The 25,859-nt window shown below is 70.9% G+C and carries 19 protein-coding genes and 1 tRNA gene; 7 read left to right on the top strand and 13 right to left on the bottom strand.

The window, feature by feature from the left end:
- Positions 1 to 210: 210 nt before the first annotated feature.
- Positions 211 to 846, bottom strand: coding sequence for an MBL fold metallo-hydrolase (locus ACSHV8_RS43305; protein ID WP_436525837.1), 636 nt, complete (start codon positions 844 to 846; stop codon positions 211 to 213).
- A 49-nt stretch (positions 847 to 895) separates the two neighbouring features.
- Here ACSHV8_RS43305 and ACSHV8_RS43300 point away from each other — a divergent pair, with 49 nt between their 5' ends.
- Entirely contained in the window at positions 896 to 1,336 is a 441-nt protein-coding gene (locus ACSHV8_RS43300; protein ID WP_436525835.1) for a MarR family winged helix-turn-helix transcriptional regulator, read from the top strand.
- Positions 1,337 to 1,380: 44 nt separating this feature from the next.
- On the opposite strand, the gene ACSHV8_RS43295 is transcribed toward ACSHV8_RS43300, so the two are convergent.
- Positions 1,381 to 2,070, bottom strand: coding sequence for a phosphatase PAP2 family protein (locus tag ACSHV8_RS43295; RefSeq protein ID WP_436525833.1), 690 nt, complete (start codon positions 2,068 to 2,070; stop codon positions 1,381 to 1,383).
- Between the two features lie 9 nt (positions 2,071 to 2,079).
- Positions 2,080 to 3,459 carry a trypsin-like serine peptidase gene (locus ACSHV8_RS43290; protein WP_436525831.1) on the bottom strand — a complete coding sequence of 460 codons (1,380 nt, stop codon included), beginning with the start codon at positions 3,457 to 3,459 and terminating at the stop codon, positions 2,080 to 2,082.
- Between the two features lie 91 nt (positions 3,460 to 3,550).
- On the opposite strand from ACSHV8_RS43290, the gene ACSHV8_RS43285 reads away from it, so the two are divergent.
- Positions 3,551 to 4,759 carry a DUF4032 domain-containing protein gene (locus tag ACSHV8_RS43285; RefSeq protein WP_436525829.1) on the top strand — a complete coding sequence of 403 codons (1,209 nt, stop codon included), beginning with the start codon at positions 3,551 to 3,553 and terminating at the stop codon, positions 4,757 to 4,759.
- Here ACSHV8_RS43285 and ACSHV8_RS43280 read toward each other — a convergent pair.
- Positions 4,756 to 6,465, bottom strand: a complete 1,710-nt coding sequence (locus ACSHV8_RS43280; protein WP_436525827.1) for an NAD-binding protein — start codon at positions 6,463 to 6,465, stop codon at positions 4,756 to 4,758. The two genes, ACSHV8_RS43285 and ACSHV8_RS43280, sit on opposite strands and share 4 nt — an antisense overlap.
- A 124-nt stretch (positions 6,466 to 6,589) precedes the next feature.
- On the opposite strand from ACSHV8_RS43280, the gene ACSHV8_RS43275 reads away from it, so the two are divergent.
- Entirely contained in the window at positions 6,590 to 7,432 is an 843-nt protein-coding gene (locus ACSHV8_RS43275; RefSeq protein ID WP_436525825.1) for a hypothetical protein, read from the top strand.
- Positions 7,433 to 7,490: 58 nt separating this feature from the next.
- Here ACSHV8_RS43275 and ACSHV8_RS43270 read toward each other — a convergent pair whose 3' ends face one another.
- A complete protein-coding gene (locus ACSHV8_RS43270; RefSeq protein ID WP_436525823.1) occupies positions 7,491 to 7,907 on the bottom strand; it encodes a GNAT family N-acetyltransferase in 417 nt (138 codons plus the stop codon).
- A 124-nt stretch (positions 7,908 to 8,031) separates the two neighbouring features.
- On the opposite strand from ACSHV8_RS43270, the gene ACSHV8_RS43265 reads away from it, so the two are divergent.
- Positions 8,032 to 9,711, top strand: a complete 1,680-nt coding sequence (locus tag ACSHV8_RS43265) for an outer membrane protein assembly factor BamB family protein (RefSeq protein ID WP_436525821.1) — start codon at positions 8,032 to 8,034, stop codon at positions 9,709 to 9,711.
- Between the two features lie 118 nt (positions 9,712 to 9,829).
- Here ACSHV8_RS43265 and ACSHV8_RS43260 read toward each other — a convergent pair whose 3' ends face one another.
- A complete protein-coding gene (locus ACSHV8_RS43260; RefSeq protein ID WP_436525819.1) occupies positions 9,830 to 10,915 on the bottom strand; it encodes an ABC transporter ATP-binding protein in 1,086 nt (361 codons plus the stop codon).
- A 136-nt stretch (positions 10,916 to 11,051) separates the two neighbouring features.
- Between ACSHV8_RS43260 and ACSHV8_RS43255 the strand changes: the two genes are divergently transcribed.
- Positions 11,052 to 11,125, top strand: a tRNA-Thr gene (locus tag ACSHV8_RS43255).
- A 174-nt stretch (positions 11,126 to 11,299) separates the two neighbouring features.
- On the opposite strand, the gene ACSHV8_RS43250 is transcribed toward ACSHV8_RS43255, so the two are convergent.
- Positions 11,300 to 12,196 carry a hypothetical protein gene (locus ACSHV8_RS43250; protein WP_436525817.1) on the bottom strand — a complete coding sequence of 299 codons (897 nt, stop codon included), beginning with the start codon at positions 12,194 to 12,196 and terminating at the stop codon, positions 11,300 to 11,302.
- A gap of 259 nt (positions 12,197 to 12,455) precedes the next feature.
- On the opposite strand from ACSHV8_RS43250, the gene ACSHV8_RS43245 reads away from it, so the two are divergent.
- On the top strand, positions 12,456 to 13,382 hold the full coding sequence (locus ACSHV8_RS43245) for a thaumatin family protein (RefSeq protein WP_436525815.1): 927 nt from the start codon (positions 12,456 to 12,458) through the stop codon (positions 13,380 to 13,382).
- A gap of 46 nt (positions 13,383 to 13,428) precedes the next feature.
- On the opposite strand, the gene rlmB is transcribed toward ACSHV8_RS43245, so the two are convergent.
- From rlmB to ACSHV8_RS43215, 6 genes are all read right to left on the bottom strand, one after another.
- Positions 13,429 to 14,559: a 23S rRNA (guanosine(2251)-2'-O)-methyltransferase RlmB gene (gene rlmB / locus ACSHV8_RS43240; protein WP_436525813.1), complete on the bottom strand. Its 1,131-nt coding sequence runs from the start codon at positions 14,557 to 14,559 to the stop codon at positions 13,429 to 13,431.
- Positions 14,559 to 15,968, bottom strand: coding sequence for a cysteine--tRNA ligase (gene cysS, locus ACSHV8_RS43235; RefSeq protein ID WP_436525811.1), 1,410 nt, complete (start codon positions 15,966 to 15,968; stop codon positions 14,559 to 14,561). The genes rlmB and cysS overlap by 1 nt, the downstream gene beginning before the upstream one ends.
- A 57-nt stretch (positions 15,969 to 16,025) precedes the next feature.
- Positions 16,026 to 17,678, bottom strand: a complete 1,653-nt coding sequence (locus ACSHV8_RS43230) for a S8 family serine peptidase (protein WP_436525809.1) — start codon at positions 17,676 to 17,678, stop codon at positions 16,026 to 16,028.
- Between the two features lie 81 nt (positions 17,679 to 17,759).
- Positions 17,760 to 19,115 (bottom strand): class II fumarate hydratase, encoded by a 1,356-nt coding sequence (locus tag ACSHV8_RS43225; RefSeq protein WP_436537207.1) that lies wholly within the window; start codon positions 19,113 to 19,115, stop codon positions 17,760 to 17,762.
- Between the two features lie 61 nt (positions 19,116 to 19,176).
- Positions 19,177 to 22,032 carry a BTAD domain-containing putative transcriptional regulator gene (locus ACSHV8_RS43220; protein ID WP_436525807.1) on the bottom strand — a complete coding sequence of 952 codons (2,856 nt, stop codon included), beginning with the start codon at positions 22,030 to 22,032 and terminating at the stop codon, positions 19,177 to 19,179.
- Positions 22,022 to 24,913 carry a BTAD domain-containing putative transcriptional regulator gene (locus ACSHV8_RS43215; protein WP_436525805.1) on the bottom strand — a complete coding sequence of 964 codons (2,892 nt, stop codon included), beginning with the start codon at positions 24,911 to 24,913 and terminating at the stop codon, positions 22,022 to 22,024. The genes ACSHV8_RS43220 and ACSHV8_RS43215 overlap by 11 nt, the downstream gene beginning before the upstream one ends.
- A gap of 285 nt (positions 24,914 to 25,198) precedes the next feature.
- Between ACSHV8_RS43215 and ACSHV8_RS43210 the strand changes: the two genes are divergently transcribed.
- Complete coding sequence (locus tag ACSHV8_RS43210) at positions 25,199 to 25,702, top strand: hypothetical protein (RefSeq protein WP_436525803.1); 504 nt, start codon at positions 25,199 to 25,201, stop codon at positions 25,700 to 25,702.
- The last annotated feature ends 157 nt before the right edge of the window (positions 25,703 to 25,859 follow it).

Below are 25,859 nucleotides of genomic sequence, written 5' to 3'. Positions count from 1 at the left end.
GCGTCGATGCGGCTCGCGTGCCCGGCCCTGCGCCTGACCAGCGCTTAAGCCTGCCCTGCGCGCCGGCCGGTTATCCACACCAGCAAGTTGTCCACAGGCCCCAAACTTGATCTTCGGATTTCCGGGATAATGGCTGGTGGGCGGTCTGCCCCCTCGGTTGGGGTGGGGTCTGGGGAGAGGCCGGGGCTGAGCCTGGGAGACCCACCATGATCAGTGGGATTCGCCCGGGGCCAGGTGGACGTAGGGGACTCCGGTCGGTGCGGGGCCCTGCGGGCCCAGGAAGTTGCCGAGCATCGCGACACCGACCGAGTTCAGGGCGCCGTCGTGAACACCGATCGCCTGTTCCGGTTTGACCTCGCGCACCCAGTCGATCAGGTCGGCGACCCGGGACCAGGGTCCGTGGACCGGCAGCAGCAGGGTCTGCACCGGCACGTCCGGCACGGTCAGGGCGTCGCCCGGGTGGAAGACCGCCCCGTCGATGAGGAAGCCGACGTTCGGCACGCGGGGGATGTCCGGGTGCAGTTCGGCATGCCACTGGCCGTAGGCGCGAACTTCGAATCCGTTGGCGGTGAACGTGTCGCCGTCGCCGATCACGTGGACGCGGGCCGGGTCGCTGTCGAAGGCCGCGGCGACTGATGCGTTGGTCCAGATCTGCAGGGCCGGGTTGGCGGCGAGCGCGGCGGCCAGTTTCTCCGGGCTGTAGTGGTCGAAGTGTTCGTGGGTGATCAGCACGGCGTCGGCTCCGGCGAACGCGTCTTCCGGGGTGAGGCTGCCGGGGTCGATGACCAGGCGGCGGCTGTCCTGTTCCAGGGTCACGCAGGCGTGGCCGTACTTGGTCAATTGCATCTCGTGTCCTCCCACCGCAATTTGTACAACACTGTTGTACATTATCGTCGTGGCCACGAGCAACGAACCGGATCTGTCGGATATAGCCGAGCAACTGCGGCAGGCGATCGGGCGGCTGGTGCGGACCACCCGCGCCCAGGCCGACTCGCTGCCCCGCACGCACGCGGAGACGCTGGGCTACCTGAGCCGCGAGGGGTCGAGGACGATCGCCGAGCTGGCCGCGCTGCGCCGGGTCAAACACCAGAGCATGAGCCGTACGGTCGGCGAGCTGGACGCGCTCGGGTTCGTCAGCCGCGCGCCGAACCCGGCCGATGCCCGCGGCTTCGTGATCACCCTGACTCCGGCCGGGGCGGACGCGCTGGACACCGACCGGGCGGCCCGGCGCGAGTGGGTGGCGTCGGCGATCGCCGCCGAGCTCACCCCGGAGGAGCAGCGCCTGCTCGCTGCTGTCCCGGCCCTGCTGAACCGCCTCGCCGACACCCCGACCTGACCGCCAGGGACGGGACCGTGGCTATGGCCGTACCCGATCTGGGTCTAGAAAGCCGGACCGGTCCAGGGACGCTGCGGCAGCGGGATGGTGTTCCAGGGGATGCGCTCGACCAGGCGGGCCAGGAGCAGGCCGAGGAGCAGGCCGGCGATGGAGTCGGTGAGCCAGTGGAAGCCCGTGTAGACCGTGGTGGCGAAGACGATCGTGACCGGCAGGACGCGGATGGCCAGGAACTCGCGGCGGGTCAGAGCACGGCCGAGGAGGGCGGCGATCAGGATGCCGAGCACGGCGTACCAGACCAGCGAGTTGCCCATGTGCCCGGAGGGATAGCTCCGGCTGTAGATGCCGCTGGCGACCGGGTTGAACATCTCGACCTTGAACGGGCCCTGGTAGCTGGGTGCGGCCCGGTCGAAGTACAGCTTCATCGGGCCGATCGTCAGGTAGGTCACGACATAGGCGGCGATGAACGGGAAGAGCGCGCGCACCGATCGGGTCCGGTAGAACAGCACGCCGGTCAGGATCAGGCCGATCGGGGTGAGAACCTGACCACCCTGGCCGAAATAATTAAAAACCCGGGCGATCCAGTACGGAACGGGCGGTTGGTGATCAAAAGCCCAGCCGGCCACCCGCTGATCGATCGTCAGCAGGTGGCCCTGGATCAGCGCCACGGTCAGCGCCACGAATCCCGCGAGCAGCAGGATGTCGGGCCACCAGGACAGGGCGCGGCGTTCGATCATCAGTACAAATTAAAGGTACGTCTTCAACTTGGCCGCCAGCAGGTCGCCTCGGACGCCCGAGTTGGGGCAGCCGCCGAAGTGGTGCAGCGCCACCACCTTGTTGGTCTTGCGGGACAGCACCGGCGATCCGGACGAGCCGCCCGCAGTGTCGCAGAAGTACGAGACGTCGGAGTGCGCCTCGTAGCCCGTGTAGTCGGGGTTGTCGACCGCGCAGTTCCCGGCCTTCTCCCCCTTGGCCCCGGCGATCCGGGTCGGCTCACCGGCCGGGTGCTGCGGAACGTAGAGCTCGGTGCCCTTGGCCGGCCGCGCGGTGTCGAGGGTCAGGTAACCGAACTTCTCGATCGAGTCGAAGCCGTCGACGCTGAACAGCGTGTAGTCGAGCAGGTGATCGGTGGAGAGGACCTGGTTGCCCCAGACCTTGGTCGGTTTGAAGACGTCGTACCCACCGCATTTGGCGCATTGGTAGTTGAACCAGACCTCGGTGTCGTACGCCTCCTCCGAGGTGGTCAGGCAGTGATTGTTGGTGAGCATCAGGTTCTTCGGGCCGACCCGCCACCCGGTGCACAGCTCGGTCCCGTTGATCAGCAGTCGCGCGATCGCCTTCGACTTGACGTAGGCGACCGGGTCGGTCGACTGGTAGCAGACCGCGTCGGTGGAGGTGTCCGGCCCGCAGATCGATTCCTCGCGCCCGGTCCGCCCGGGACGCACCGAGGCCTGTTCGGGAATTCGGGCCTGCTCGGTACGGCTGTAACCCCGCGCCACATGGTCGACGTCGACGCCGAGCCCCTCCAGCGCCGAGCGCAGGCCGAGCGGGTCGACGGCCCGGTGTACCTCGACCACGGCGGTGTCGCCGGTGATCGACATCGCCCACTTGTCGTCGGTGCCGGGTTCGTAGCGGTAGGACTCGGTCCGGTCCGGGTTCGAGACGGTCAGGTAGTCGCCGGGCAGCATCGCCATGCGGGCGAAGTGCAGCTTGACGTACGAGGCGCCGGGGTAGCTGAAGGTTTTCGACGGCGGTCCGGCGAGGTAGCCGAGGATCGAGCTGACGCTGAGGAGTTCGCCGACGCGCTGGCGGCCGGGGGCGGTGGAACCTGCCGTTGTCGATTCCAGGACCCGCTCGCGGGGGGCAACTTCCGCGAGCGGCGATTTGTCGAGCTTTTTCGGAATATCGACGGTCGGCGCAGCGGTCGCAGCCTCGGTGGTACGGGTCCGCGACGGTGAAGACGCTGACAGAGGGCCCTCGGCCGCCACCTGAGTACGCGGCACCCCGAGCGCCTCCGGCCGGGCCCCGACCGGACCATCGCTGCCGCGCGCGGTCACCGCACCGGCCACCCCGGCCAGCACAAGGGCGGCGCAGGCTCCGACGACGATTCCTGTCTTGCGTCGCATGCCACTCCCGGTACGTTGTTAGGCGTTTTCGCACCTGTGTAACGAGCCACGTACGAGCGCGACGCGGAACGGAACCGGGCACACTTGGGCAGTGCGCATCACCTCCGCTCTCATCGACCCCGCGCTGCTGGACCTGCCGTGGCACGTGCCGCTGGAGGAGTGGCCGGCCGATCACCTGGTCGCGCTCCCGCAGGGCATCTCGCGGCACGTCGTCCGGTTCGTGAAGCTCAACGATGTCGTCTACGCGATGAAGGAGACTCGCGAGCGCATCGCCGAGAAGGAGTACGACCTGCTCCGCGCCCTGGAGCGGATCGACTTCCCGGCCGTGCAGGCGATCGCCATCGCCACCGACCGGCAGACCAAGGAGGGCGAGCCGCTGGAGACCGTGCTGGTCACCCGGCACCTGCAGTTCTCCCTGCCCTACCGGGCCCTGTTCTCCCGCGTCCTGCGCCCAGACACGATGAACCGGCTGCTCGACGCGCTGGCCGCGCTGATCGTGCGGATGCACCTGACCGGCTTCTCCTGGGGCGACTGCTCGCTCTCCAACACGCTTTTCCGGCGGGATGCGGGCGCCTTCGCGGCCTACCTCGTGGACGCCGAGACCGGCAACCTCTACCCGAAGCTCTCCGAGGGGCAGCGCAGCGAGGACATCGAGATCCTCCGGCTGAACATCTTCGGCGAGTGCCTCGACCTGCAGGCGGCCGAGCTGCTGCACGAGTCGATCGACCCGGAGACCGTGGTCGACGACATCGTGGCGCGGTATGAGCGGTTGTGGCACGAGGTGACCTATGAGCAGGAGGTCGCCCGGGACGCCCGGCACCACATCGAGAAGCGGATCCGGCGGCTCAACGAGATGGGCTTCGACGTCGCCGAGGTGTCGATGTCCACGGTGGACGACGGCTATCGGGTGCGGCCCAAGGTCGTCGACGCCGGGTATCACACCCGCCGGCTGATGCGCCTGACCGGCCTGGACGCCGAGGAGAACCAGGCCCGCCAGCTGCTGAACGACCTGGACACGTACCGGGCCGAGAGTGCGCTGACCGACGAGCAGCAGGCCGCCCACCGCTGGCTGACCGAGGTGTTCGAGCCGGTGGTCCGGGCGGTGCCGGTCAACCTGCGGCGCAAACTCGAACCGCAGGAGATCTTCTCGCAGATCATCCAGCACAAGTGGCTGCTCTCCGAGCGTGCCGGCAAGGACGTCGGTATGGGCCCGGCGGTCCAGTCCTATCTGACCGAGGTGCTGGTCAACAAGCCGGACGAGCAGGCGGTCCTCGGCGTCGAGGCCGAGGAACTGGTCTAACCGGTAAGCGCCCGCAACGCCCGCCGCCGGGCGACCACCAGCACACGGTCACCGGCGGCGAGCACCCGGCGCGGGTCCGGCCGCCAGTCGATCCACTCCTGGCCGGCCGCCGACATGCCGATCACCCGCGCCTCCCCCGGCTCGTCGACGTCGCTCAGCAGGGCACCGTCCAACCTGGACCCGGCGTGCACGGTGGCCGTGCCGACCAGCAGCACGTGCCGGTCGACCGGGATGCTGGCGTGCACGTTGCGTTCCAGCAGGGCGGCGGCGAACACCGGGGCGCACAGCCGGGACACGCTGCGGGACGTGCTGATGTCGAAGGCGGAGCCGACCCGCTGGGCGAAGTCGTCGTCGAAGAGCCGCAGCACCACCCGCAGGTCGTCGCGGATGGCCCGGGCGTGCAGCGCGGCCTGCAGGTTCACCGGGTCGTTGGTGGAGACGACGACCAGCGCGCGGCAAGTGGCGATCTGGGCGGCCTGCAGGGTTTCCTCCAGGGACGCGTCGCCGACGATCACCGGGATGCCGCGGCGCTGGGCCGACTTCACGCCGCGGGCGTCGGCGTGGATGTCGATCGCGACGACGCGTACGCCGAGGTCGTGCAGTTGCCGCAGCACCTGGGTGCCGACGTTGCCGAGCCCGACCAGCACGATGTGGTCGCGCAGCTGCCCGGCCAGACGGCCCTGGCTGAGGGCGAGCCGGGCGTTGACCATGCCGTCCACCACGGCCGCGGTGATCAGCGGGAGCAGCGCCAGGCCGGCGACGGTGAGCACGAGCTGGGCGGCCTGCGCGACCGCGTTGCGCTTGTCCTCCACATCGGAGGCGCCGACCGCGGTCATCAGGGTGACGTAGATCGACTGCCACAGGTTGTGGTGGGTGTCGTCCCAGGCGTTCAGCACGGCACCGGCCAGCACGGTCGTGACCAGGGTGATCAGCACGGCGACGCCGAGCTTGCGGTTCAGTGCGGCGCGCAGGGCCCGGGCCAGGCCGGTGAACGGGCGCCGCCGGCGGCCGGAGCGGGCCAGCAGGCGGCGGGTCACGTCGCCCTCGCCCGAGGTGCCGACCGCCTCGGCCAGCACGAGATCGTCCGGCCGGTCGGCGCCCGGGGCCGGCTCGGCCGGCAGCACCGCCTCGTCGCCGTCGGCGCCGACGTGGGTGGCCAGGGTGACCATCACACGGCGGGGCAGCACGTCGGAGCGGTGGGCGACGTAGAGCGTCCGGTCGCCGTGGCGGAAGTGCGTCGGTGCGACCTCGCCGAGGGCCGCCGCGACGAACGCCGGCCCGGCCATCTGCGCGTCCGAGAGCACCACGTTGTCGGTGAAGATCCGGCTCACGCTGCCGGCCAGTCCGGTGTTGAACATCCGGACCACCACGCGCAGCTTCTCCTCGACCTCGCGGGCGCAGAGGGCGGCGTGCAGGTTGACCATGTCGTCGGGCATCACCAGGGCGAGCCCGCTGGCGCCGGCCAGCCCGGCCTCCCGGAACGTCTGCTCGTCGAGCCGGTCGGCGTGACGCAGCTCGACGCCGTGCTCTTCGAGCGCCCGCAGATCGGGGACATCGGTGCGGATCTTGTGCGGAGTGATCACGGTGAGCCTGATCCGATGGCGGGAATTCGCCAACTCTTCGGCAAGAGTCCAGACCAGGGCATCGGCACCACAGACGACCAGGTGGGGACGGGTATCAGCACCTGAAGGGATCAACGCACTCACGTTCACGAATCGTAGTCAGCCGTTACCGGCCCGTGGGGCCACCCGTTGCCCCATCCGACACCATTCGTCCGAGTTGGTGGGTATTTCCAGCAAACCATCGTCCGAAGTGGTCTGGAGAAGATCAGTGCGTAAGTTGTGGTATGCCGGAGCCGGAGTTATCGCCGGTGGACTCCTGTTCCTCGGGGCGGCGCCCGCCCAGGCGGACGTCACGTACCCGGATCCGAGCACGTACACCGATCCGGTCGGCGATGTGCTGGCCCGTACCAACGGCCTGCACATCTCCAGCCCGATCGGCACCGACCCGCTGGGCCGGGAACCGCTGCTCACCGTGAGCCAGAACGGCCAGCAGCTGTACCCGATCAAGCCGGGCCAGCGCCCGGACCGCCCCGAGTCGGGCGGCGAGGACAGCCGGCGCTCGCTCCCGGCCGCCGACGTGGTCGGCACCGAACTGCCCCGGACCCCCCGCGTCCCGTTCACCGACGCGAACACCGGCGCGGTGCGCCTACCCCTGGTCGGCAGTCTCCCGGTGGTCGGCGGCATCCTGCCCGACGGCAGCCACACGCTGGAGAGCTCGTCGACCGACAACCCGTACCTCGGGGACGTGCGCGGCCTGCCCAAGCGGCTCGCCGACACGAACCGGCTCAGCCTGGCCGGCCTGCCGCTCGGCGGATCGCCGGTCTCCCCGGCCGACCTGCTCCCCGAGGGGGCCGCGGCGTCCCGTCCGACCGTCGGTGCCTCGCCGTACTCGTCGACGCCGGCCCGCCCCGGGATCGTCTCGCCGTCCCCGGTCGTCATCCCGTCGTCGGAGGTGCCGGTCTCGGTCGCGCCGTCCGCGGTGAGCCCGTCGGCCGTGAGCCCGTCGGCCGAAGTGCCGTCCGCGTCGGTCGCGCCGTCCGAGGCCCCGTACTCCAAGGTGGACGACCCGCGCATGCTGGAGGAGCCGATCGAGGGCCTGACCTCCCGCTGAGACTCCCCCCGGTATGAGGAGCGCGTGCCCCGTTCGGGGGGTGCGCGCTCCTCGCCGTTCAGGCCAGCAGATCCCAGCTGAGCAGCGTGAACGTGGTCTCCTCGGATGCGCCGGCCGACCGATAGGTGGCCTGGGCGGCGGCGTTGTCGTTCTCGGTGGCCACCCACATGCCGTAACACCCGTTCTTCCGGGCCAGCTCGGCCAGCGCGGTCACCAGCGCCGAACCGATCCCCTGCAGCCGGGCCAGCGGGGCGACGCCCAACTCGTACACGAGCATTTCGGTGCCCTTGTCCGGATGGGTGGTCTCGACCCCGGAGATCATCCCGACCGGCCGGTTCGCGTCGTCGTAGGCGAACAGCAGATGATGCGTCGGGTCGTCGAGAAACCGGCGGGTCGCCTCCGGGAGCGGTGGCGCGTCGAAGAGGTCGGCCCCTCGGTGGATCTCCTCCGCGGCGGTCACGCGTTCGATACGCATGGCGCCACCCTAGCTGTGGGTACGTCTCGCTTCAGCACCCATCTTTCCCCGGCCGAGGGGGCAGGAACGGCGCGCGGGCCCTGGGTAGCATGACGGGCCGGAACCACGACGGTGGAGGCGACGAATGCCCGGCTCCGAACCCCACGATCAAGATCACGACAATTTGGCGTACGCCACGGGCACCGCCGCCGCCGCGACCCCCACGCCCACGCCGCAGACCGTGTCGCACGAGCCCCCGGTGCACACGGACACCAACGTCGACGAGCCGTCCCGGCAGTATGCGACGCCGGTCGACCCGTGGGCCGAGGGTGAGGCGCAGGCTCGGGCCTCGGGCGCCCCGCTGCCCTACTCGATGGACCCGCCGACCTCCCCGGCTTCGCCCGGCCCCTCGGCGTTTCCGGCTGACACCACCGCCGCGACCGTTCCTGAATACCTCCGGAGCGGGCCCGGGGCGGGCTCACCGCCGTACCGGAAAGGCTTTTGGATCCTGGGTGGTGCGGCCCTGGCCGCGGCCGTCGCCCTCGGGGTGACCGCCGCCCTGCTGCTCCGCCCGGCCTTCCCGGCCCTGGATTACCACTCGCTGGAGGAGGTCGCCCGGCTGCAGCCGATCGCGCCGATCACCTCCGGCTGGTCCGACGCCGAGGTGATCGGCGACCGCGCCTACTTCGCCGGCGTGGACGCCCAGGGGCAGGTCGGCGTGACCGCTTTCGACACGGACTCGGCCAAGGAGGCCTGGAAGAGCACGGCGGCCGGGCCGGCCCGCAGCTGGGCCCAGATGATCGCCCTGCCGGGGGCGGTCGCGCTGATCTCCGACCCGGACTACACCACCTCCCAGGCCCGCCTGGTCGTGCTCGACGGCAAAACCGGCAAACTCCGCTGGGAGTACACGCTGGGCAGCTCGGACACCGTGCACTTCGGTGCCGGGGTGGTGCTGGTGGTGGACCGGGAACAGGGCCAGTTGCGCGGCCTGGACCTGGCCACCGGGAAGGAACGCTGGAAGACCGCCAACCCGGACGGCTCGGCGAGCAGCACCGTCCTGGACGTGACCACGCCCGACGACCTGACCGGCCCGGCCGGCTCCCGGGGCCGCCCGTTCGCCCCCGATCTGGCCGATGACGATCAGGTCGTGCAGATCGCGAGCGACCGCTCGGCGCGGGTGATCGACGTCAGCACCGGAAAGGCCGGCACACCGCGCGCCGACGTGGCGTACACCAGCGACAAGATGGTCGCCCACAACGGCCGGCTCTTCGTCGAGGAGTCCAGCAGCGATCGGCTGCTCGCCTACGACCTGGCGAAACTGGACACCGCCGAGCCGGCCATCCTCTACACCGCGCCGAAGGACGCCCAGGTCGACGCGCTGACCCCGTGCGGCGACGACCGGATCTGCTTCGTCGAGACGGTCGGCTACGCACGGGACAAGGCGCAGATCATCGCGTACGACGTCAAGAAGCACCAGGAAGCGTGGCGGAAACCCGCGGCCGGGGCGGAAGCCCTGATCCCGGTCGGCGACGAGGTGCTGGCCGTCGCCGACGACACGACCACCCTGTTCGACGCGACCGGCAAGACCCGGTGGGCCGGCACGCCGGGCGCCGCGGTCCGCCTGAACGCCGGGAACGTGCTGCAGTTCTCCGACACCCTGTCCACCTCGGTCAGCGGGCGCACCCTGGTCGGCATCCACCCCGGTGACGAGCCGGTCCAGCTCGGGCTGCTGCGCGACGTCCGCAGCAGCACCTGCGCCTGGAACACGTCGGTCCTGGCCTGCGTCGCCGAAAAGGACTACGTCGTCACCAGATTCGCCGGCTAGAGCTAGCCGGCTGGTGCTGAGGGCTGCTTTCCGGCCGGAAAGCAGCCCTCAGCACCAGCCGGGCCGCAACGGAAAAGGCCGCCCGGAGCCCGGGCGGCCTTCTCGTTCAAGCAGTGGATCAGATGCGGATGCCGGTGCCGGCGTTGAACACGTGGATCGCCTCGGTGTTCGGCTTGACGTAGACGGTCTCACCCATCGACGGCATGTAGCGACGCTCGGTCCGCACGACGAAGCGCTCCTGCGCGCCCTCGATGTCGGCGTGACCGTAGACGTTCGCGTCCGAGCCGAGGTCCTCGACCAGGTCCACGACGATCGGCAGCGCGCCGGCCGACTCGGTGACGACCGTGGCCGCCTCCGGGCGGAAGCCGACGGTGACCTTGCCGTCGCCGCCCTGCGCGGCCGCGACCTGCTCGCGGGTCAGCGGGATGGCCAGGTCACCGAAGTGCGCACCGGCCTCGCTCAGCTTGACCGTCTTGATGTTCATGGCCGGGGAGCCCATGAAGCCGGCGACGAAGACGTTGCCGGGGGTGTCGTAGAGCGCCCGCGGGGTGTCCACCTGCTGCAGCACGCCGTCCAGCATGACCGCGACCCGGTGACCCATGGTCATGGCCTCGACCTGGTCGTGGGTGACGTAGACGGTGGTGACGCCGAGCTTGGCCTGCAGCGTGGCGATCTGCGAACGGGTCTGGACACGGAGCTTGGCGTCGAGGTTCGACAGCGGCTCGTCCATGAGGAAGACCTGCGGCTGACGGACGATCGCGCGGCCCATGGCGACACGCTGACGCTGACCACCGGAGAGCGCCTTCGGCTTACGCGTGAGGTACTCCTCCAGCTGGAGCAGGCCCGCGGCCTCCTTGACGGCGCGGTCGATCTCCGCCTTCGGGGTCTTGCGCAGCTTCAGGGCGAACGCCATGTTCTCGTACACCGTCATGTGCGGGTAGAGCGCGTAGTTCTGGAACACCATCGCGATGTCGCGGGACTTCGGCGGGAGGTGCGTGACGTCCTTGTCGTTGATCAGGATACGACCCCGGTCGACATCCTCCAGGCCGGCGAGCATGCGCAGGCTGGTGGACTTACCACAACCGGAGGGGCCGACCAGGACGAGGAACTCGCCGTCGCCGATCTCGAGGTTCAGTTCGTTGACCGCGGGGCGCTCAGAGCCCGGGTAGATCCGGGAGGCCTTCTCGTACGTGACGGTAGCCATGGTGAAACGACTTCCTTTCCACCGGCAGGAACGTGCCGGACGATCCGAGTAGAAGGAACAGCCCCGCCACCGTATTTCGTTTTAACAGTCCTGCCAAGATGGCGACGCGATTTCCGGACGTTATGCTGACCCGGTCGCCTCCATAGCTCAGTTGGCTAGAGCACCCGTCTTGTAAACGGGAGGTCCTCGGTTCGAGCCCGAGTGGGGGCTCAAGGGTGGGGGCCTGTGTCCACGAAAAGCGTGGACCAGGCCCTTTCACATGCCAGCCGGGGGGCCGAGCCCCCCGAACCCCCGCGTTACGGCCGGCGACGAGTTCGCTTCTGGCGTGGGGTGGAAATGGAGAAACGGCCGTCCCCGTGGGCGGCCGTTTCTGCTTGGGTCAGGTCACTCGGCGTCGCCGGGGGAGCTGACCACGAACTGGGTGCCCGCGGCGGTGCCGTCGATGACCGCGCCGGAGGCGTCGAGGGCGTCCACGCGGACCCCGATCGAGTAGTCCCAGGGCGCGCCCTGCGGCGTGCTGAACGGGAGCTCGACGGTGTTCTTGGCGCCCGCCGCGAGCGGCGCCACGGTGCACACGTACTTGTAGTCCTGGTAGGTCGCCGACAGGCAGCCGGTCCAGTCCGCGAGGTTGACGTCACCAGCGCCGGCGCCGATGGTGAGCGCCGGGTACTGGATGGTCCCGGTGGTCAGGTTCTTGATGGTGACCTTGGTCGAGCCGTGCCGGAGCCCGGCCGCGTCCCGGTCACCGAAGGTCAGCTGGCTCGCCTTGATCGAGAACGTGCCGGTCAGCTTCTCGAACTTCGCCTTCCAGCTCACCTTGCTGCCGGTGCCCGCGATCGGCGTGCCGTCGCTGTTCGCGGCCTGGTTCACCTTCACCGTGACGGTCCGGGCCGGGCCGCTCTGCGGGGTGGCCCACGGAACCGTCAGGGTCAGGCTCGCGCCGGCGGCCAGCGGATCGGTGATGCAGGTGATCCTCTCCAGGCCGCCCTGCATGTACTTGCAGCCGTCGAACATGGTGTGGATCAGCTGGTCGGGCCCGGTCCCGGGGAAGCTGACCTGCGGGAACTCGATCGTCTTGCTCGTGTGGTTGGTCAGCGTGATGGTGTTGTTCCCCCACCGGAAGCCGTCCAGGTCCGGCTGGCCGTAGACGAGCTCGGTGGCGGTGCCGGTCAGGCCGGTCGACGCGGCCGTGGTGGCGGCCGACGCGGCCGAGGCGCCGCTCAGCGTGAAACCGATGGCGATCGCACCGGCCAGCAGACCCCGGCGAAGTTTCGTGCTCATGGTTCTCTCCATGTCCCGTATCCCCCGTGTCGTGGAGGTCCCTCCACTGGGGAGAAACCTAAGAGATTCACGCCGGTCAGCCCGGCTCCCGGAGCGGCCTGGCACGAATTCGGGAGGCCGCCCGGATTTGTGTTATTCCGTGGGTCGCCGGCTGCTCTCCTGTAGGCAGGCAGTCGAGAGGAGCTGGGTGATCGTGGGCGGAGAGTCAGGACCAGGCCGGACCAGGTGGCCCCGGAGCGTTGCCGCGCTGGTGACGGCGGTGCTGCTCGCGTCTCTGGTCGGATGTTCGACCGGCGGCGAAGGGGCGACCGTGCCGGTGGCCGCGCCGACGGCCGAGGCGACGGCCGAGGCGACGGCCGAGCCGACCCCGTCAGCGGATCAACCGGCCCCGGCGTCCCCCAGCGCGGTCGCGCCCAGCAGCGCCCAGCCGTCGCCGTCGAAGACGTCGAAGGCCCCGGTCAAGAGCACCGTTCCGGCGCACGCCTCGGGCGCCCACACGGTGACGATCGTGAACAGCACGCAGCAGACCCTGTGGGTGGCCGCCACCCAGCAGAAGGAACACCCGATCGCCAAGACCCGGTGGACGCTCGCGCCGGGGGCCAGCACCAGCGTGAAGCTGCCCAAGGGGTGGGGCGGCCGGATCTGGGCGCGGGCCGGCTGCAAGACCGACGGCAGCGGGCGGAACGTGTGCCAGTCCGGCTACTGCGCCGACAGCGAGAAGTGCGTGCAGCCCGACCCGGCCCCGACCACGCTGGCCGAGTTCGCCCTGGACGCCTGGGGTGGCATGGATTTCTACGACGTGAGCATGGTCGACGGCTCCAACCTGCCCATGTGGATCAATGTCTTCCACACCGTCACCAAGGACCCGGTGAGCGCGCAGGGCTGCTCGGCGTTCGGCTGCACCAAGCCGGTCGACTGCCCGTCGACGATGCGGGTGACCACCGAGGGTTCGACCGTGGCCTGCAAAAACCCGTGCACGGCGTTCAACACCGACGAGACCTGCTGCCGGGGCGCCTGGGCCGGGCGGGAGAAATGCGTGCCGTCCAAGTGGAAGGTCGACTACACGCAGGTCTTCAAGAAGGCGGAGCCGTTCGCCTACTCGTACGCCTTCGACGACTCGGCCACGATGAGCTGCAAGGGCGCCTGCGACTACCGGGTCACCTTCGGTCTGAGCCCATCGAAATGACGCACGATCCGGCCGGTGGAAGCCACCGGCCGGATCGACGCAACAACTAGCCCAGCGCCCGGCGGCGGGACACCTCGGCCAGCGTGACCGCGGCCGCGACGCTGGCGTTCAGCGACTCCACGTCCGAGGCCATCGGGATGCTGACCCGCAGGTCACAGGTCTCCCCGACCAGGCGGGAGAGACCGCGGCCCTCGGAGCCGACGACCACCAGCAGCGGGCCGATCGCGGCCTCCAACTGGTAGAGGTCGGTCTCGCCGTCGGCGTCCAGGCCGATCGCGGTGAAGCCCTGCTTCTGCGCCGACTTGATCGCCCGGGTCAGGTTGACCACCTGGGAGACCGGCACCCGGGCGGCCGCGCCGGCGCTGGTGCGCCACGCGGTCGCGGTGATGCCGGCGGCCCGCCGCTCGGTCATGAAGACCCCGTGCCCGCCGAACGCGGCCACCGACCGGATCACCGCACCCACGTTGCGCGGGTCGGTGATCCCGTCCAGCGCGACGAGCAGCGGCGCGGTCTGCTCCAGAGCGGCCGCGACCAGGTCGTCGAACTCCTGGTAGGCGAACGGCGGCACCTGCAGGCCGATGCCCTGGTGCAGCACGCCACCGGTCATCCGGTCCAGCTCGTTGCGGCTGATCTCCAGGATCGGGATGCCCCGGTCGCCGGAGGTCCGGACCGCCTCGGCCACCCGCTCGTCGATGTCGAGGCCCTGCGCCACGTAGAGCGCCGTCGCCGGCACCAGCGCGCGCAGCGCCTCGACCACCGGGTTGCGCCCGAGCAGCAGCTCGGGCCCTTCCTTGGTCGGGTTGGACCGGCGCCCGGGGGCGACCCGGGGACCGCGCGGTCCGGCGGCCCGGCCGCCGCTGCCGCGGGAGGTCTGTGTGCGGGTGATGCCGGGGGCGCGACCGCCGCCACGACCCCAGGTGGTGTCCTTGGTGCCGGGCTGGCCGACCTTGGGCGCACGGCCCTCGGCGGCGGCCGCCCGACGCTCCTTGTCCTGCTTACGGGCGGTCTTGTCGGGCAGCTTCTCGGTGCCCGAGTAACCCTTGTGCCACGGCCGCTCGTCGGCCGGCAGGGTCTTGCCCCGGCCCTTGAGGCCGGAGCGGTTCTTGCCGCCCGACCCGGCCGCGGCGCCCTTCTTGGAGGTGGACCGCTTGCTCGCGTTCTGTGAATTGCCCGGCATCAGTGCTGCTCTCCTACCGTCCAGCGCGGCCCGGCCGGAGTGTCCTCCACCTGAATACCCGCGTTCTTGAGCTGGTCGCGCACCTGATCGGCGGCCGCCCAGTCCTTCCGTGCACGGGCCTGCGCCCGTTGTTCCAGAGCCAGCGCGACGAGACCGTCGACCACCGGCTTCAGGTCGTTGCCGCCCTCGCCGCCGGCCCACGCGGGGTCGAGCGGGTCGAGGCCGAGAACCCCCAGCATGGCCCGGACCGCGGTGAGCGCGCCCCGGATGGCCGGCTCGTCGCCGGCGGCCAGGGCGGTGTTGCCCTCGCGGATCGTGTCGTGCACGACCGCGAGCGCGGCCGAGGTGTTCAGGTCGTCGTTCATCGCCTCGGCGAACGCCGGCGGCACCGCCTTGGGCCGGCCCGGCCCGACGATCTCGGCGGCACGCTGGACGAAGCCCTCGATCCGCTTGTACGCCACCGCGGCCTCGTGCAGCGCCTCGTCGGTGTAGTCGATGCGGGACCGGTAGTGGGCGCTGCCCATGTAGTACCGCAGCTCGACCGGGCGGATCCCGGCGGCGACCACCGCGTCCAGGTCGATGACGTTGCCGAGCGACTTGCTCATCTTGGAGTCACCCAGGTTGAGCAGCGCGTTGTGCATCCAGTAGCGGGCGAAGCCGAGACCGGCGGCCTTGGACTGGGCCAGCTCGTTCTCGTGGTGCGGGAAGGTCAGGTCGAGGCCGCCGCCGTGGATGTCGAACTCGTCGCCGAGGTAGCGACGGGCCATCGCGGAGCACTCGATGTGCCAGCCGGGACGGCCCTTGCCCCAGGGCGAGGGCCAGTAGGCGTCGCTCGGCTCGGTCTCCTTGACACCCTTCCAGAGCGCGAAGTCCTGGTAGTGGTGCTTGTCGGGCTCACCGCCGTCGGTGGGCACCCGCATGTCGGCCGGGTCCTGACCGGAGAGCGCGCCGTAGCCCGCGTAGGACGGCACGTCGAAGTAGACGTCACCGTTGGCCGCCGGATAGGCGTGACCGCGCTCGATCAGCGCCGCGATCAGCTCGTGCATCTCGATGATGTGCCCGGTGGCCAGCGGCTCGTAGGTCGGCGGGAGCACGTTGAGCGTGCGGTAGTCCCGCTCCAGGAGCAGGCGGTTCGCATACGCGATGGCCCAGTACGGCCGGGCCTGCTCGACGGCCTTCTGCAGGATCTTGTCGTCCACGTCGGTGACGTTGCGGATCAGGGTCACGTCGTGGTCGGTGTGCAGCAGCCAGCGACGCAGCACGTCGTAGTTGATGCCGGAGCGGAGATGGCCGATGTGTGGGGAGGACTGCACGGTGACGCCACACAGGTAGATCCCCACCTGACCGGGCGTCATCGGGACGAAGTCCCGGACCGATCGGGTCGCGGTGTCGTACAAGCGCAGAGTCACCGTACAAGGGTACCGACCGGGGCGATGGGATTAACCGCCCCGGTCGTCCGACACCCGTCAGCGTCCGCCGACCGCCGCGTACGCGTCGACGATGCCGTACCCGTAGAAGCCGTTGAAGTTCGTCCCGCCCTCGCAGAGCGCGTCGAACTCGGTGGACCGGCCCTCCTGCACATAGCTCTGCAGGCGCGGCGTCGGGCAGGCGTGCTCGTCGGCCGTCCGGTAGAGAATCTGCTCGACCAGGTCCGGCGGCAGGGTCTTGCCGCCCCGGCGGAAGTCCGGGACGCCGTAACGGCTGACGATCAGGGCGCCGACCCCGGCCGCGTGCGGCGAGGCCATCGAGGTGCCCTGCAGGTACGTGTAGTAGCCGCACTTGCCGGCCTTGGTGCAGTCCTTGAAGACCGAGCCGGTGCCGGCCGCGGTGATCTCCCCGGCCGCGTCGACCAGGCCCTTCTCCTGAAGAACCTTGAGCGGGTAGGTGGACAGGATCTCGTTGTCGACGGTCTGGAACGTGTCGGTCCCGAACCCGTCGCGGTACCAGCCGCCCGGCGCCGCGACCGAGATCTGCTCCACGCCGTAGTTGGAGAAGTCCGACTTCTTGCCGGACGGGCCGAGCGAGGACACGCCGATCACGTGCGGGCCCTCGACCGGCAGGTCAAGGCAGGTCGAGTTGTCGATCGGCCGGGCGTACGGCGTTCCGCCGTAGTCCGGGCTGGAGATGTCGGTGCGCGGCTTGCCCAGGTCCTCGTGGTTGTTGCCGAGCGCGCCGAACAGCGTGACGCCCCGCGCGTGCGCGTAGTTGAGCGCCCGCTTCATACCGGTGATGATCGCCTGCTGCTCGGCCTGCTGGGCCGGGCTGTCGGCGGCGTTGGCCGTGCAGTTGTAGAGCCACGGGTCGACGTAGAACGACATGTTGACCACGTCGATGCCCTTGTCGCCGGCGTAGGTCAGGGCGTTGACCACCGGGTCGAGGAAGAAGTAGCCGGAGTCCTGGCCGCCCTTGAGCTCGACCAGGCTGACGCCGGGCGCGACGCCGGAGACGCCGGAGCCGTTGAGCGCGGCGCCGATCGTGCCGGCCACGTGCGTGCCGTGGCCCCCGTCGTCGGTGCCGGCCGGGTCGAGGCAGCTCGCCACCTCGCACGGGCCGTCGATGTCGACCAGGTCCGGGGCGAAGTTCTTGGACAGCTTGCTGTTGTAGTTGGCCGCCAGGTCGGGGTTCGACGAGTCGAGGCCGGTGTCGAGCACGCCGACCGTGACGCCCTTGTCGCCCTTCTCGATCTTGCGAGCCTTGTCGGCCTTGACCATGGCCAGGCCCCAGAGCTTGTCGTCCAGCGGGTCGGCCTTGGCCGGGCCGTGGCCCTTCCCGCCCTTGCCGGTCAGGCCCGCTTCGACCTTCTCCACGCCGTTCGGCGCGTATCCGATGGCTTTGCGCTCGCTCGCGCCGATCAGTTCGGGCGAGGCGATCGCCTTGGTCTCGAACGTGGCGTCGGTCGAGGTGACCCGGTACACCCCGACGGCATCGTTGGCGCTGACGATCGAGCCGCCGGCGGCCTTGATCGCCGCGGTGGCGTCCGCGGCGGAGACTCCGTCGGCGGCGACGACCGTGTAATCGGTCACGGCCGTCGGCTCCGCCTGGGCGGAGCCTGGGACCGTGGTAAGGAACGCCAGACCCGTCACGGTGACGACGGCTCCGACGGTGAGGCGTCTTCTCATGGAATGCGCTCCTCCTACTGGATCAGATCTCCGCATCCCATCGAGAAAGGTCGCTCGGCACAAGGTCGAGGGCTGCCTATTTTACGGGCGTGTCATCTTCAGAACATCGAGCGCCGTGTCCAGCTGCTCTTCGGTTAGGGTGCCCGCGCTGACGTGGCCGCGTTCGATCACGACCTCGCGAATCGTCCGGTTCGTGGCAAGTGCCTGCTTGGCGATCGCGGCCGCCTCGTCGTACCCGAGAACGCGGTTGAGGGGTGTGACGATCGACGGCGAGCCCTCGGCGTAACCCCGGGCGATCTCCTCGTTCGCCTCCAGCCCGGCCACGCAGCGGTCGGCCAGCAGGCGGGCGGCGGCGGCGAGCAGACGGATCGACTCCAGCAGGTTGCGGGCCATCACCGGGAGCATCACGTTCAACTCGAAGTCGCCCTGGGAGCCGGCGAAGGCGACCGTGGCGTCGTTGCCGATCACCTGGGCGGCGACCTGCCGGACGGCCTCGGGCACCACCGGGTTCACCTTGCCCGGCATGATCGACGAGCCCGGCTGCAGGTCGGGCAGGCGCAGCTCGCGCAGCCCGGCGCGCGGGCCCGAGCCCATCCAGCGGATGTCGTTGGCGATCTTGTAGAGGCCGACGGCCACGACCCGGAGCTGGCCGGACGCCTCGACCAGCGCGTCCCGCGCGCCCTGGGCCTCGAAGTGGTCGCGGGCCTCGCTCAGTGGCAGGCCGGTCTGCTCCTTGAGCAGCGCGATCACCTTCGGCGCGAAGCCGGGCGGGGTGTTCACCCCGGTGCCGACCGCGGTGCCGCCCAGCGGCAGCTCGCCGAGCCGGGGCAGGGTCGCGGTCAGCCGCTCGACGCCGTTGGCGACCTGACGCGCATAACCCGAGAACTCCTGCCCGAGGGTGACCGGGGTGGCGTCCATCAGGTGGGTGCGGCCGCTCTTGACCACACCGGACCAGCCCTCGGCCTTGGCCCGCAGGGCGCCGGCCAGGTGCTCCAGGGCCGGGATCAGGTCGGCCCGGACCGCTTCGGTGGCGGCCAGGTGGATCGACGACGGGAACACGTCGTTGCTGGACTGGGACGCGTTGACGTGGTCGTTCGGGTGCACGGCCCGGTCCAGCGCGCGCGACGCCAGGGTGGCGATCACCTCGTTGGCGTTCATGTTGGACGACGTGCCCGAGCCGGTCTGGAACACGTCGATCGGGAACTGGTCGTCGTAGCCGCCGTCGGCGACCTGCGCGGCCGCGGTCACGATCGCGTCGGCCAGATCCTTCTCGAGGACCCCGAGCTCGGCGTTGACCTGCGCCGCGGCACCCTTGATCCGGGCCAGGGCGTGGATGTGGGACGGCTCCAGGCCGCGCCCGGAGATCGGGAAGTTCTCCACCGCGCGCTGGGTCTGCGCCCGCCACAGGGCGTCGGCGGGGACACGCACCTCGCCCATCGTGTCGCGTTCGATCCGGTAACCACTCACATCGTTCGTCACCGGACCATCCTCCCTCCGATCAACGCTCGTCGTATGTGATCCCCATCCGATCGAAGAGCTCGGCCGCCTGCCGCCGCAGCCGCTCGGCCTCCGGGTCGCCGGCGTCCAGGCAGGTGGCCAGGCCGGCCTGGGCGCGGGCGATCGAGTAGGCGAACCGGGCGGTCCGGGCCGCACCGAGCGAGCGCTCGAACATCGCGCGGGCCGCGTCCCGGTCGCCGAGGAGGCGCAGCGTGATGGCCCAGGCGTGGCGGAACTCGGCCTCGTGCCGCACGTCGTTCAGCCGGGTCGCGATCTCGGTGGCCTGGCGATGCTCGGCCAGCGCCTCGGAGTGGCGGCCGGCGTCCCGCAGCAGCCGGGCGCGATCGTTGTGCGCGTCGGCCTGGATCGAGCGGAATCCGGTGCGTTCGGCCAGCCGCAGGACGACGTCGAGATACCGGTGCGCGGCCGCCGCCGGGAGCGAACCACTCAGGTAGCGGGCCCGTTGCAGGGATGTCAGCGAGGCGGCGAGCTCGGTCTCCTCCCGGTGCTCGATGCCGACGAACAGCCGCCGGCGGCTGTAGTAGGCCGCCTCGGCGTGCCGGCCGAGGAGCGAGAGGACGTCGACCGACATGGCCAGCTGAAGACTCGCGGCGGTCCGGTCGCGCAGGCGCACCCGCATCTGGGACCGGTTCACCTCCCGCAGCGTCTCGGCCGCCTCGCCGAATCGCCCCTGGGCGACGTGGATGTTCACCAGGTTCATCAGCCCGGACCCGACCGCGCCGAGCTCGCCCAGCTCGGTGCGCAACCGGATCGAGAGGCGCAGGTACTCCTCGGCCTTCTCCATCCGCCCGGCCCGGGCGTAGGACGAGGCCAGGTAGTTGGCGACGGTGGCGATGGCCGACCGATCGCCGATCGCCTCGGCCGCGGCCAGCGCCAGCGTCTGCAGCTCGTAGACGTCGTCCATGTAGCCCCGGAAGTACAGGAACTGCCAGGCCGCGCGGGGGATCTTCCAGGCGTACGCGGTCCGCCCGGCCGCCGCCACGAACCCCGCCAGCTGCCGGCGTTCCCGTTCGAGCCGGGCGATCGGGTCGGGCACGACCAGATCGGGGCGGGCCGGCACCGGCGCCTCCAGGTCGCGCCACATGCTCTCGCTCAGCGTGGAGATGGTGGCCGCCGCGGTGGCGTGCAGCTGGAAGTCGAGGACCCCGGTGAGCGCCGCCGCCCGATCGTTCCCGGGCAGTTCGGCGGCGAGCGTCCGCGCGTACTCCCGGACCAGGTCGTGCATCCGGAACACGTCGGGGGCGGTCTCCTCGACCAGGTTCACGTCGAGCAGATCGTCGAGCTGGTTCTCGGCGTCGTCGTGGGCCAGGGCGGTCAGGGCGGCCACCGCGTACGCGTCGAACTCGGCCCCGGGATACACCCCGAGCAGCCGGAACACCCGCTGGGTGAGCGGCGGCAGCTGGCGGTAGGTCAGGATGAACGCCCCGGCCACGGTCCGGTCCTCGGCCGCCAGTTCGGGCAGCGCCGCCTCGCCGAGCCGGCGCAGCAGGTCGGAGACCCGCCAGCGCGGCCGGTGGGCGAGCCGGGCCCCGGCCAGCCGGACCGCCAGGGGCAGGAACCCGCAGCGCCGGGCCACCTCGGCGGCGGCCTCCGGCTCGGCCCGGACGCGATCCCCGGCAATCCGCTCCAGCAGGGCGACCGCCTCGTCCGGGGCCAGCACGGGCAGCGACTCGACCCGGACGCCGTCCAGACCGGACAACCGCCGCCGGCTGGTCACCAGGGCGAAGCTGCCGGGCGCGGCCGGCAGCAGGTCGGCGATCTGCGCGCTGGACGCGGCGTTGTCCAGCACGACGAGCAGCCGCCGCCGGGCCGCCTCGGTGCGCCAGAGCGCGACCCGTTCGCTGCGCGGCAGCGGGATCTCCCCGGCCGCCAGGCCCAGTTGCCGCAGCAGGGCCAGCAGCGCGGCGGCCGGCTCGACCGGGTCGCCCTCGCTGTGTCCCTGCAGGTCGACGTAGAGGTGTGCGTCCGGGTAGTGATCGCCGAGCCGGGCCGCCACGTGCAGCGCGAGGGTCGTCTTACCGCTGCCGGCCATGCCGTCGATCACCGCGACGGCCGGTCCGGCGAGCAGCCGGTCGATCTGTTCACGCCGGCCGATGAAGTCACCCACCGTACGGGGAAGGCAGCGCACCTGATCGCTGGCGCGAACCTCGCCGTTGAGCACCTCGCGGTGCCGTTTCTGCAGTTCCTCGCCGGGTTCGATGCCCAGCTCGTCGGCCAGCAGCTCCCGGGCCCGGCGGAACTCGGCCAGCGCGTCGGCCTGCCGCCCGGACCGGGCCAGCGCGACCATGAGCTGCCCGCGCAGCCGCTCCCGCAGCGGGAACCGCTCGACGAACCCGCCCAGCTCCCCGGTGAGTTCCCGCTCGTTCCCGGCCGCCAGTTCCAGATCGGCCCAGTCCTCGACGGCCAGCGCGTAGCGCTCGTCGAGGACCGCCGCGGCCTGCCGGATCGCCGGGGCGTCCAGCTCGGCGCAGGCCGGGCCCCGCCACAGGTCCAGGGCGGCGCGACGCGCGTCCCGGTCGCCGGACGCCCGGGTGAAGACCTCGGCGTCGAGTTCGCCGGGCGCGACGTTGATCCGGTAGCCGGCCGGGTCGGTGCCGATCACCCCGTCCGGCAGCAGCCGCCGCAGCCGGGAGACACAGCTCTGCAGCTGGCCGCGGGCGGTGACCGGCGGATCGGTGCCCCACACGGCCTCGACCAGTTCACCGGCGCCGAGGACCCGGTTCGGGTAGAGCAGCAGCATGGCCAGCACGACCCGGTCACGCCCGGCGGTCACCGCGACCGGGCGCCCGTCGACGGCGACCGCCAGCGGGCCGAGAATGCGGTACTCAACGGGCATCCGGCGCCACGCCCATCCGCTCGAACAGCTCGTGCGCCTGCGCTCGCAGCCGCTGGGCCTCGGGATCGTCCGGATCCAGGCAGGCGGCCAGGCCGGCCTGCGCGCGGGCGATCGGGTGGACGAGCCGGGCGGCCTGGGCCATCCGCAGGGATTGCCCGTACATCTCCCGGGCCCCGGCCGGGTCGCCCATCCGGAGCAGCGTGGTGGCCCAGTCGTTCCGGAACCCGGTCTCGAACCGCACGTCGCTCATCCGCGCGACCATCTCCACCGCCAGCCGGTGCTCGACGATCGCCTCGGCGTACCGGCCCTCGTCCCGCAGCAGCCGGGCCCGGTCGTTGTGGATGTCGGCCACGATCGACCGGTAGCCGTCCCGTTCGGCCAGCCGCAGCGCCACGTCCAGATACCGATGGGCGGCCCCGACGGGCAGCGTGCCGCCGCGGTACCGGGCCCGCTGCAGGCTCACCAGCGCCGCGGCCAGCGCCGAGTCGTCCCGGTCCTCGATCGCGATGAACATCCGCAGACGGCTGTAGTACACGACCTCGTCGTACCGTCCGAGCAGTTCGAGGGTGTCGGCGAACATGCCCAACTCCATGCCCGCGGCCGGCCGGTGCCGGAGCCGGACCAGCGCCCGGCGGGACTGCCGCACCGAATCCACCGCCTCGGTCAGCCGGCCCTGGGCGACGTGGATGTTGGCCAGGTTGACCAGTCCGCTGCTGACCGCGCCCAGCTCGCCGAGCTCGGTGCGCAACCGGAGCGAGAGGCGCAGGTAATCCTCGGCCTTCTCCATCCGGCCGGCCCGGGCGTACGCCGCGGCCAGGTAGTTGGCGGCGGTGGCGATCGCCGACCGGTCACCGACCGCCTCGGCCGCGGCCAGGGCCAGCGTGTTCAGCTCACGGACGTCGTCCATGTAGCCCGCCCGGAACAGATGGGCCCAGCCGGCGCGGGGGATCTTCCAGGCGTACGGGCTGCGACCGGCCGCGGTCACGTAGGCGATCAGCTGTGGGCGTTCCCGTTCCAGGCGGGCCACCGGGTCGGGGACCATCAGGTCGGGACGGGACGGCGTCAGGTCGCCGAGGTCCCGCGTCAGGATCATTCGGTAGCGGGGACTGTTGGAGGCCACGACGGCGGACAGCTGGAAGTCGAGGACCGCGGTGAGCGCCGCCGCGCGATCCCCCTCGGGCAGTTCGGCCGCGAGCATCCCGGCGTACTCCCGGACCAGGTCGTGCATCCGGTACACCCCGGGCGCCGGCTCGTCGACCAGGTTCACGTCGACCAGGTCTTCGAGGACGTCCTCGGCCGAGTCCCGGGCCAGGTCGGTCAGGGCGGCCACGGCGAGCGCGTCGAAGTCACGTCCCGGGTTGACCCCGAGCAGCCGGAAGACCCGCTGGTTGAGGGCGGGCAGCTGGTTGTAGGTGAGCGTGAACGCCCCGGCCACGGTCCGGTCCTCGGCCGCGAGCTCGGGCAGCGCCGCCTCGCCGAGCCGCCGCAGCAGGTCGGAGACCCGCCAGCCCGGCCGGTGGGCCAGCCGGGAGCCGGCCAGCCGGATCGCCAGCGGCAGCAGGCCGCAGCGCCGCACCACCTCGGCGGCGGCCTCCGGCTCGGCCCGGACGCGATCCCCGGCGATCCGCTCCAGCAGCGCCACCGCCTCGTCCGGGGAGAGCACGGACAACGATTCGACCCGGACGCCGTCCAGACCGGACAACCGCCGCCGGCTGGTCACCAGCGCGAGGCTGCCGGGCGCGGCCGGCAGCAGGTCGGCGATCTGCGCGCTGGACGCGGCGTTGTCGAGCACGACCAGCAGGCGGCGGCGGGCCGCCTCGGTGCGCCACAGGGCGACCCGCTGCCCCGGCTCCAGCGGGATCTCGGCCGCGGACAGGCCCAGCTGTCGCAGCAGGGCCAGGAGCGCGGCGCCCGGCTCGACCGGGTCCCGCTCGCTGTGCCCGTGCAGGTCGACGTAGAGGTGCGCGTCCGGGTAGCGGTCGCCGATCAGACCGGCCACGTGCAGCGCGAGGGTGGTCTTGCCGCTGCCGGCCATCCCGTCGATCACCGCGACGGCCGGCCCGGACAGCAGCCGGTCGATCTGCTCGCCCCGACCGACGAAGTCGCCCACCGTACGCGGGAGGCACCGCACCTGATCGCTGACGCGAACCTCGCCGCCGAGCACTTCACGGTGCCGTTTCTGCAGCTCCTCGCCGGGTTCGATGCCCAGCTCGTCGGCCAGCAGTTCCCGCGCCCGGCGGAACTCGGCCAGCGCGTCGGCCTGCCGCCCGGACCGGGCCAGCGCCAGCATCAGCTGCCCGCGCATGCGTTCGCGCAGCGGGAACCGCTCGACGAACCCGCCCAGCTCCCCGGTCAGCTCCCGCTCGTTCCCGGCCGCCAGTTCCAGATCGGCCCAGTCCTCCACGGCCAGCGCGTAACGCTCGTCGAGGACCGCCGCCGCCTGCCGGATCGCCGGGGCGTCCAGCTCGGCGCAGGCCGGGCCCCGCCACAGATCCAGCGCCGCGCGCAGCCCGGCCCGATCCCCGGAGGTTCGCGCCCGCTCCACCGAACGGGCGAAAATCTCCGCGTCCAGATCGTCCGGTCCGACCCGGATGCCATAGCCTGCCCGATCGGTGAGTATCACCCCGGGTGGTAGCATTCGCCGCAAACGCGATATACATGACTGCAATTGCCCGCGTGCGGTCACCGGCGGGGCACTGCCCCACAGCGCGTCGATCAGTTCGCCCGCACCGATGATCCGATTCGGATTGACGAGCAGCATCGCGAGCACGGTCCGGTCACGACCGGCCGTCACGGCCACAGGCTGTCCGGCCACGGTGACAGACAGTGGCCCCAGAATGCGGTAGCGCACAGTAGTCACCCCGTTCCCCGTGCCGGGCATCGAGATTAGCCGACACCCGAGAGCGGAACGACAGCGGAACGAGAGCGCGATGATCCAGAGTCATGTCTGCGCCGTTCCACCGCCGATGCTTCCACATCGCCCCCAGAACGCGGTGGGACGGCCTGATCTTTCGATCACGGGGGCGTTCAGCCCGTCCACGGTTACCGTGGGCGGGCTGTTCGTATCTTGCCGATCACTCTCGGTTGGACGCGAGCCGAAACGGAACGTACCGTCGGGCGGGGCTTCACCCCCACCGCTTCTGCCCCCGACGAAGAGGATCGACGAATGCGACCCGCCATCCTGGCCGTGCTTGCCGGCGGCATTCTGCTGACCGGCGCCGCCTGCGAGAGCGACGCTCAGGTCTACAACGCCGGAGCGGCCCCGGCGCCGTCCGTCACGCCCTCGGCCACGCCGACCGACTACACCGCCGACACCGCCCTGGTCTGCGGCAAGCTGGACAAGGTGTTCACCGGCGAGCTGAACGACTTCGGCGCCGCGATCGGCAAGATGATCGCCTACAAGGAGGCGAAGCAGGCCGAGAACGCTGACAAGGCCGAGAAGTCGGCCGCGGCCGAGCTCCAGTCGGCCGGCGCGCAGATCCGCAAGGAGACCAGCGCCGCGCAGAACCCGGAGCTGCAGCAGGCCGGCGAGACGTCAGCGGTCAAGTTCGAGACGAGCGCCAAGGACCGCAAGTTCATCAAGAAGATCAAGACCACCGCTGACCTGGACAAGAACCTCAAGCCCCAGCTGGCCGAGTGGCTGAGCCCGGTCGCGGGCTACTGCGGCTGAGCGGTCCCGCTTCACCCCGAAGATCACATTCTTCATTGCCTCGGTCCGCCGTGGTCCAGATCGTCGCTCCCGCGGGGACCCTTCCGGTCCTCGCAGGGCGCTGGCGCGCCCAGAACGCGAGGCCCGCAAGGGCGACGTGGTCGGTTGGTCGCGGTCA

This window comes from Actinoplanes sp. HUAS TT8 (assembly GCF_051380535.1).
Lineage (GTDB): Bacteria > Actinomycetota > Actinomycetes > Mycobacteriales > Micromonosporaceae > Actinoplanes.
This window is presented reverse-complemented; position numbering and strand designations above follow the sequence as displayed.

Excerpts from the sequence above, each read along its gene's own strand:
- ACSHV8_RS43305 (WP_436525837.1), bottom strand. The coding sequence starts at position 846 with ATGCAATTGACCAAGTACGGCCACGCCTGCGTGACCCTGGAACAGGAC.
- ACSHV8_RS43295 (WP_436525833.1), bottom strand. The coding sequence starts at position 2,070 with ATGATCGAACGCCGCGCCCTGTCCTGGTGGCCCGACATCCTGCTGCTC.
- ACSHV8_RS43290 (WP_436525831.1), bottom strand. The coding sequence starts at position 3,459 with ATGCGACGCAAGACAGGAATCGTCGTCGGAGCCTGCGCCGCCCTTGTG.
- ACSHV8_RS43270 (WP_436525823.1), bottom strand. The coding sequence starts at position 7,907 with ATGCGTATCGAACGCGTGACCGCCGCGGAGGAGATCCACCGAGGGGCC.
- ACSHV8_RS43265 (WP_436525821.1), top strand. The coding sequence starts at position 8,032 with ATGCCCGGCTCCGAACCCCACGATCAAGATCACGACAATTTGGCGTAC.
- ACSHV8_RS43260 (WP_436525819.1), bottom strand. The coding sequence starts at position 10,915 with ATGGCTACCGTCACGTACGAGAAGGCCTCCCGGATCTACCCGGGCTCT.
- ACSHV8_RS43250 (WP_436525817.1), bottom strand. The coding sequence starts at position 12,196 with ATGAGCACGAAACTTCGCCGGGGTCTGCTGGCCGGTGCGATCGCCATC.
- rlmB (WP_436525813.1), bottom strand. The coding sequence starts at position 14,559 with ATGCCGGGCAATTCACAGAACGCGAGCAAGCGGTCCACCTCCAAGAAG.
- ACSHV8_RS43230 (WP_436525809.1), bottom strand. The coding sequence starts at position 17,678 with ATGAGAAGACGCCTCACCGTCGGAGCCGTCGTCACCGTGACGGGTCTG.
- ACSHV8_RS43225 (WP_436537207.1), bottom strand. The coding sequence starts at position 19,115 with ATGGGCGAGGTGCGTGTCCCCGCCGACGCCCTGTGGCGGGCGCAGACC.
- ACSHV8_RS43220 (WP_436525807.1), bottom strand. The coding sequence starts at position 22,032 with ATGCCCGTTGAGTACCGCATTCTCGGCCCGCTGGCGGTCGCCGTCGAC.
- ACSHV8_RS43215 (WP_436525805.1), bottom strand. The coding sequence starts at position 24,913 with ATGCCCGGCACGGGGAACGGGGTGACTACTGTGCGCTACCGCATTCTG.
- ACSHV8_RS43210 (WP_436525803.1), top strand. The coding sequence starts at position 25,199 with ATGCGACCCGCCATCCTGGCCGTGCTTGCCGGCGGCATTCTGCTGACC.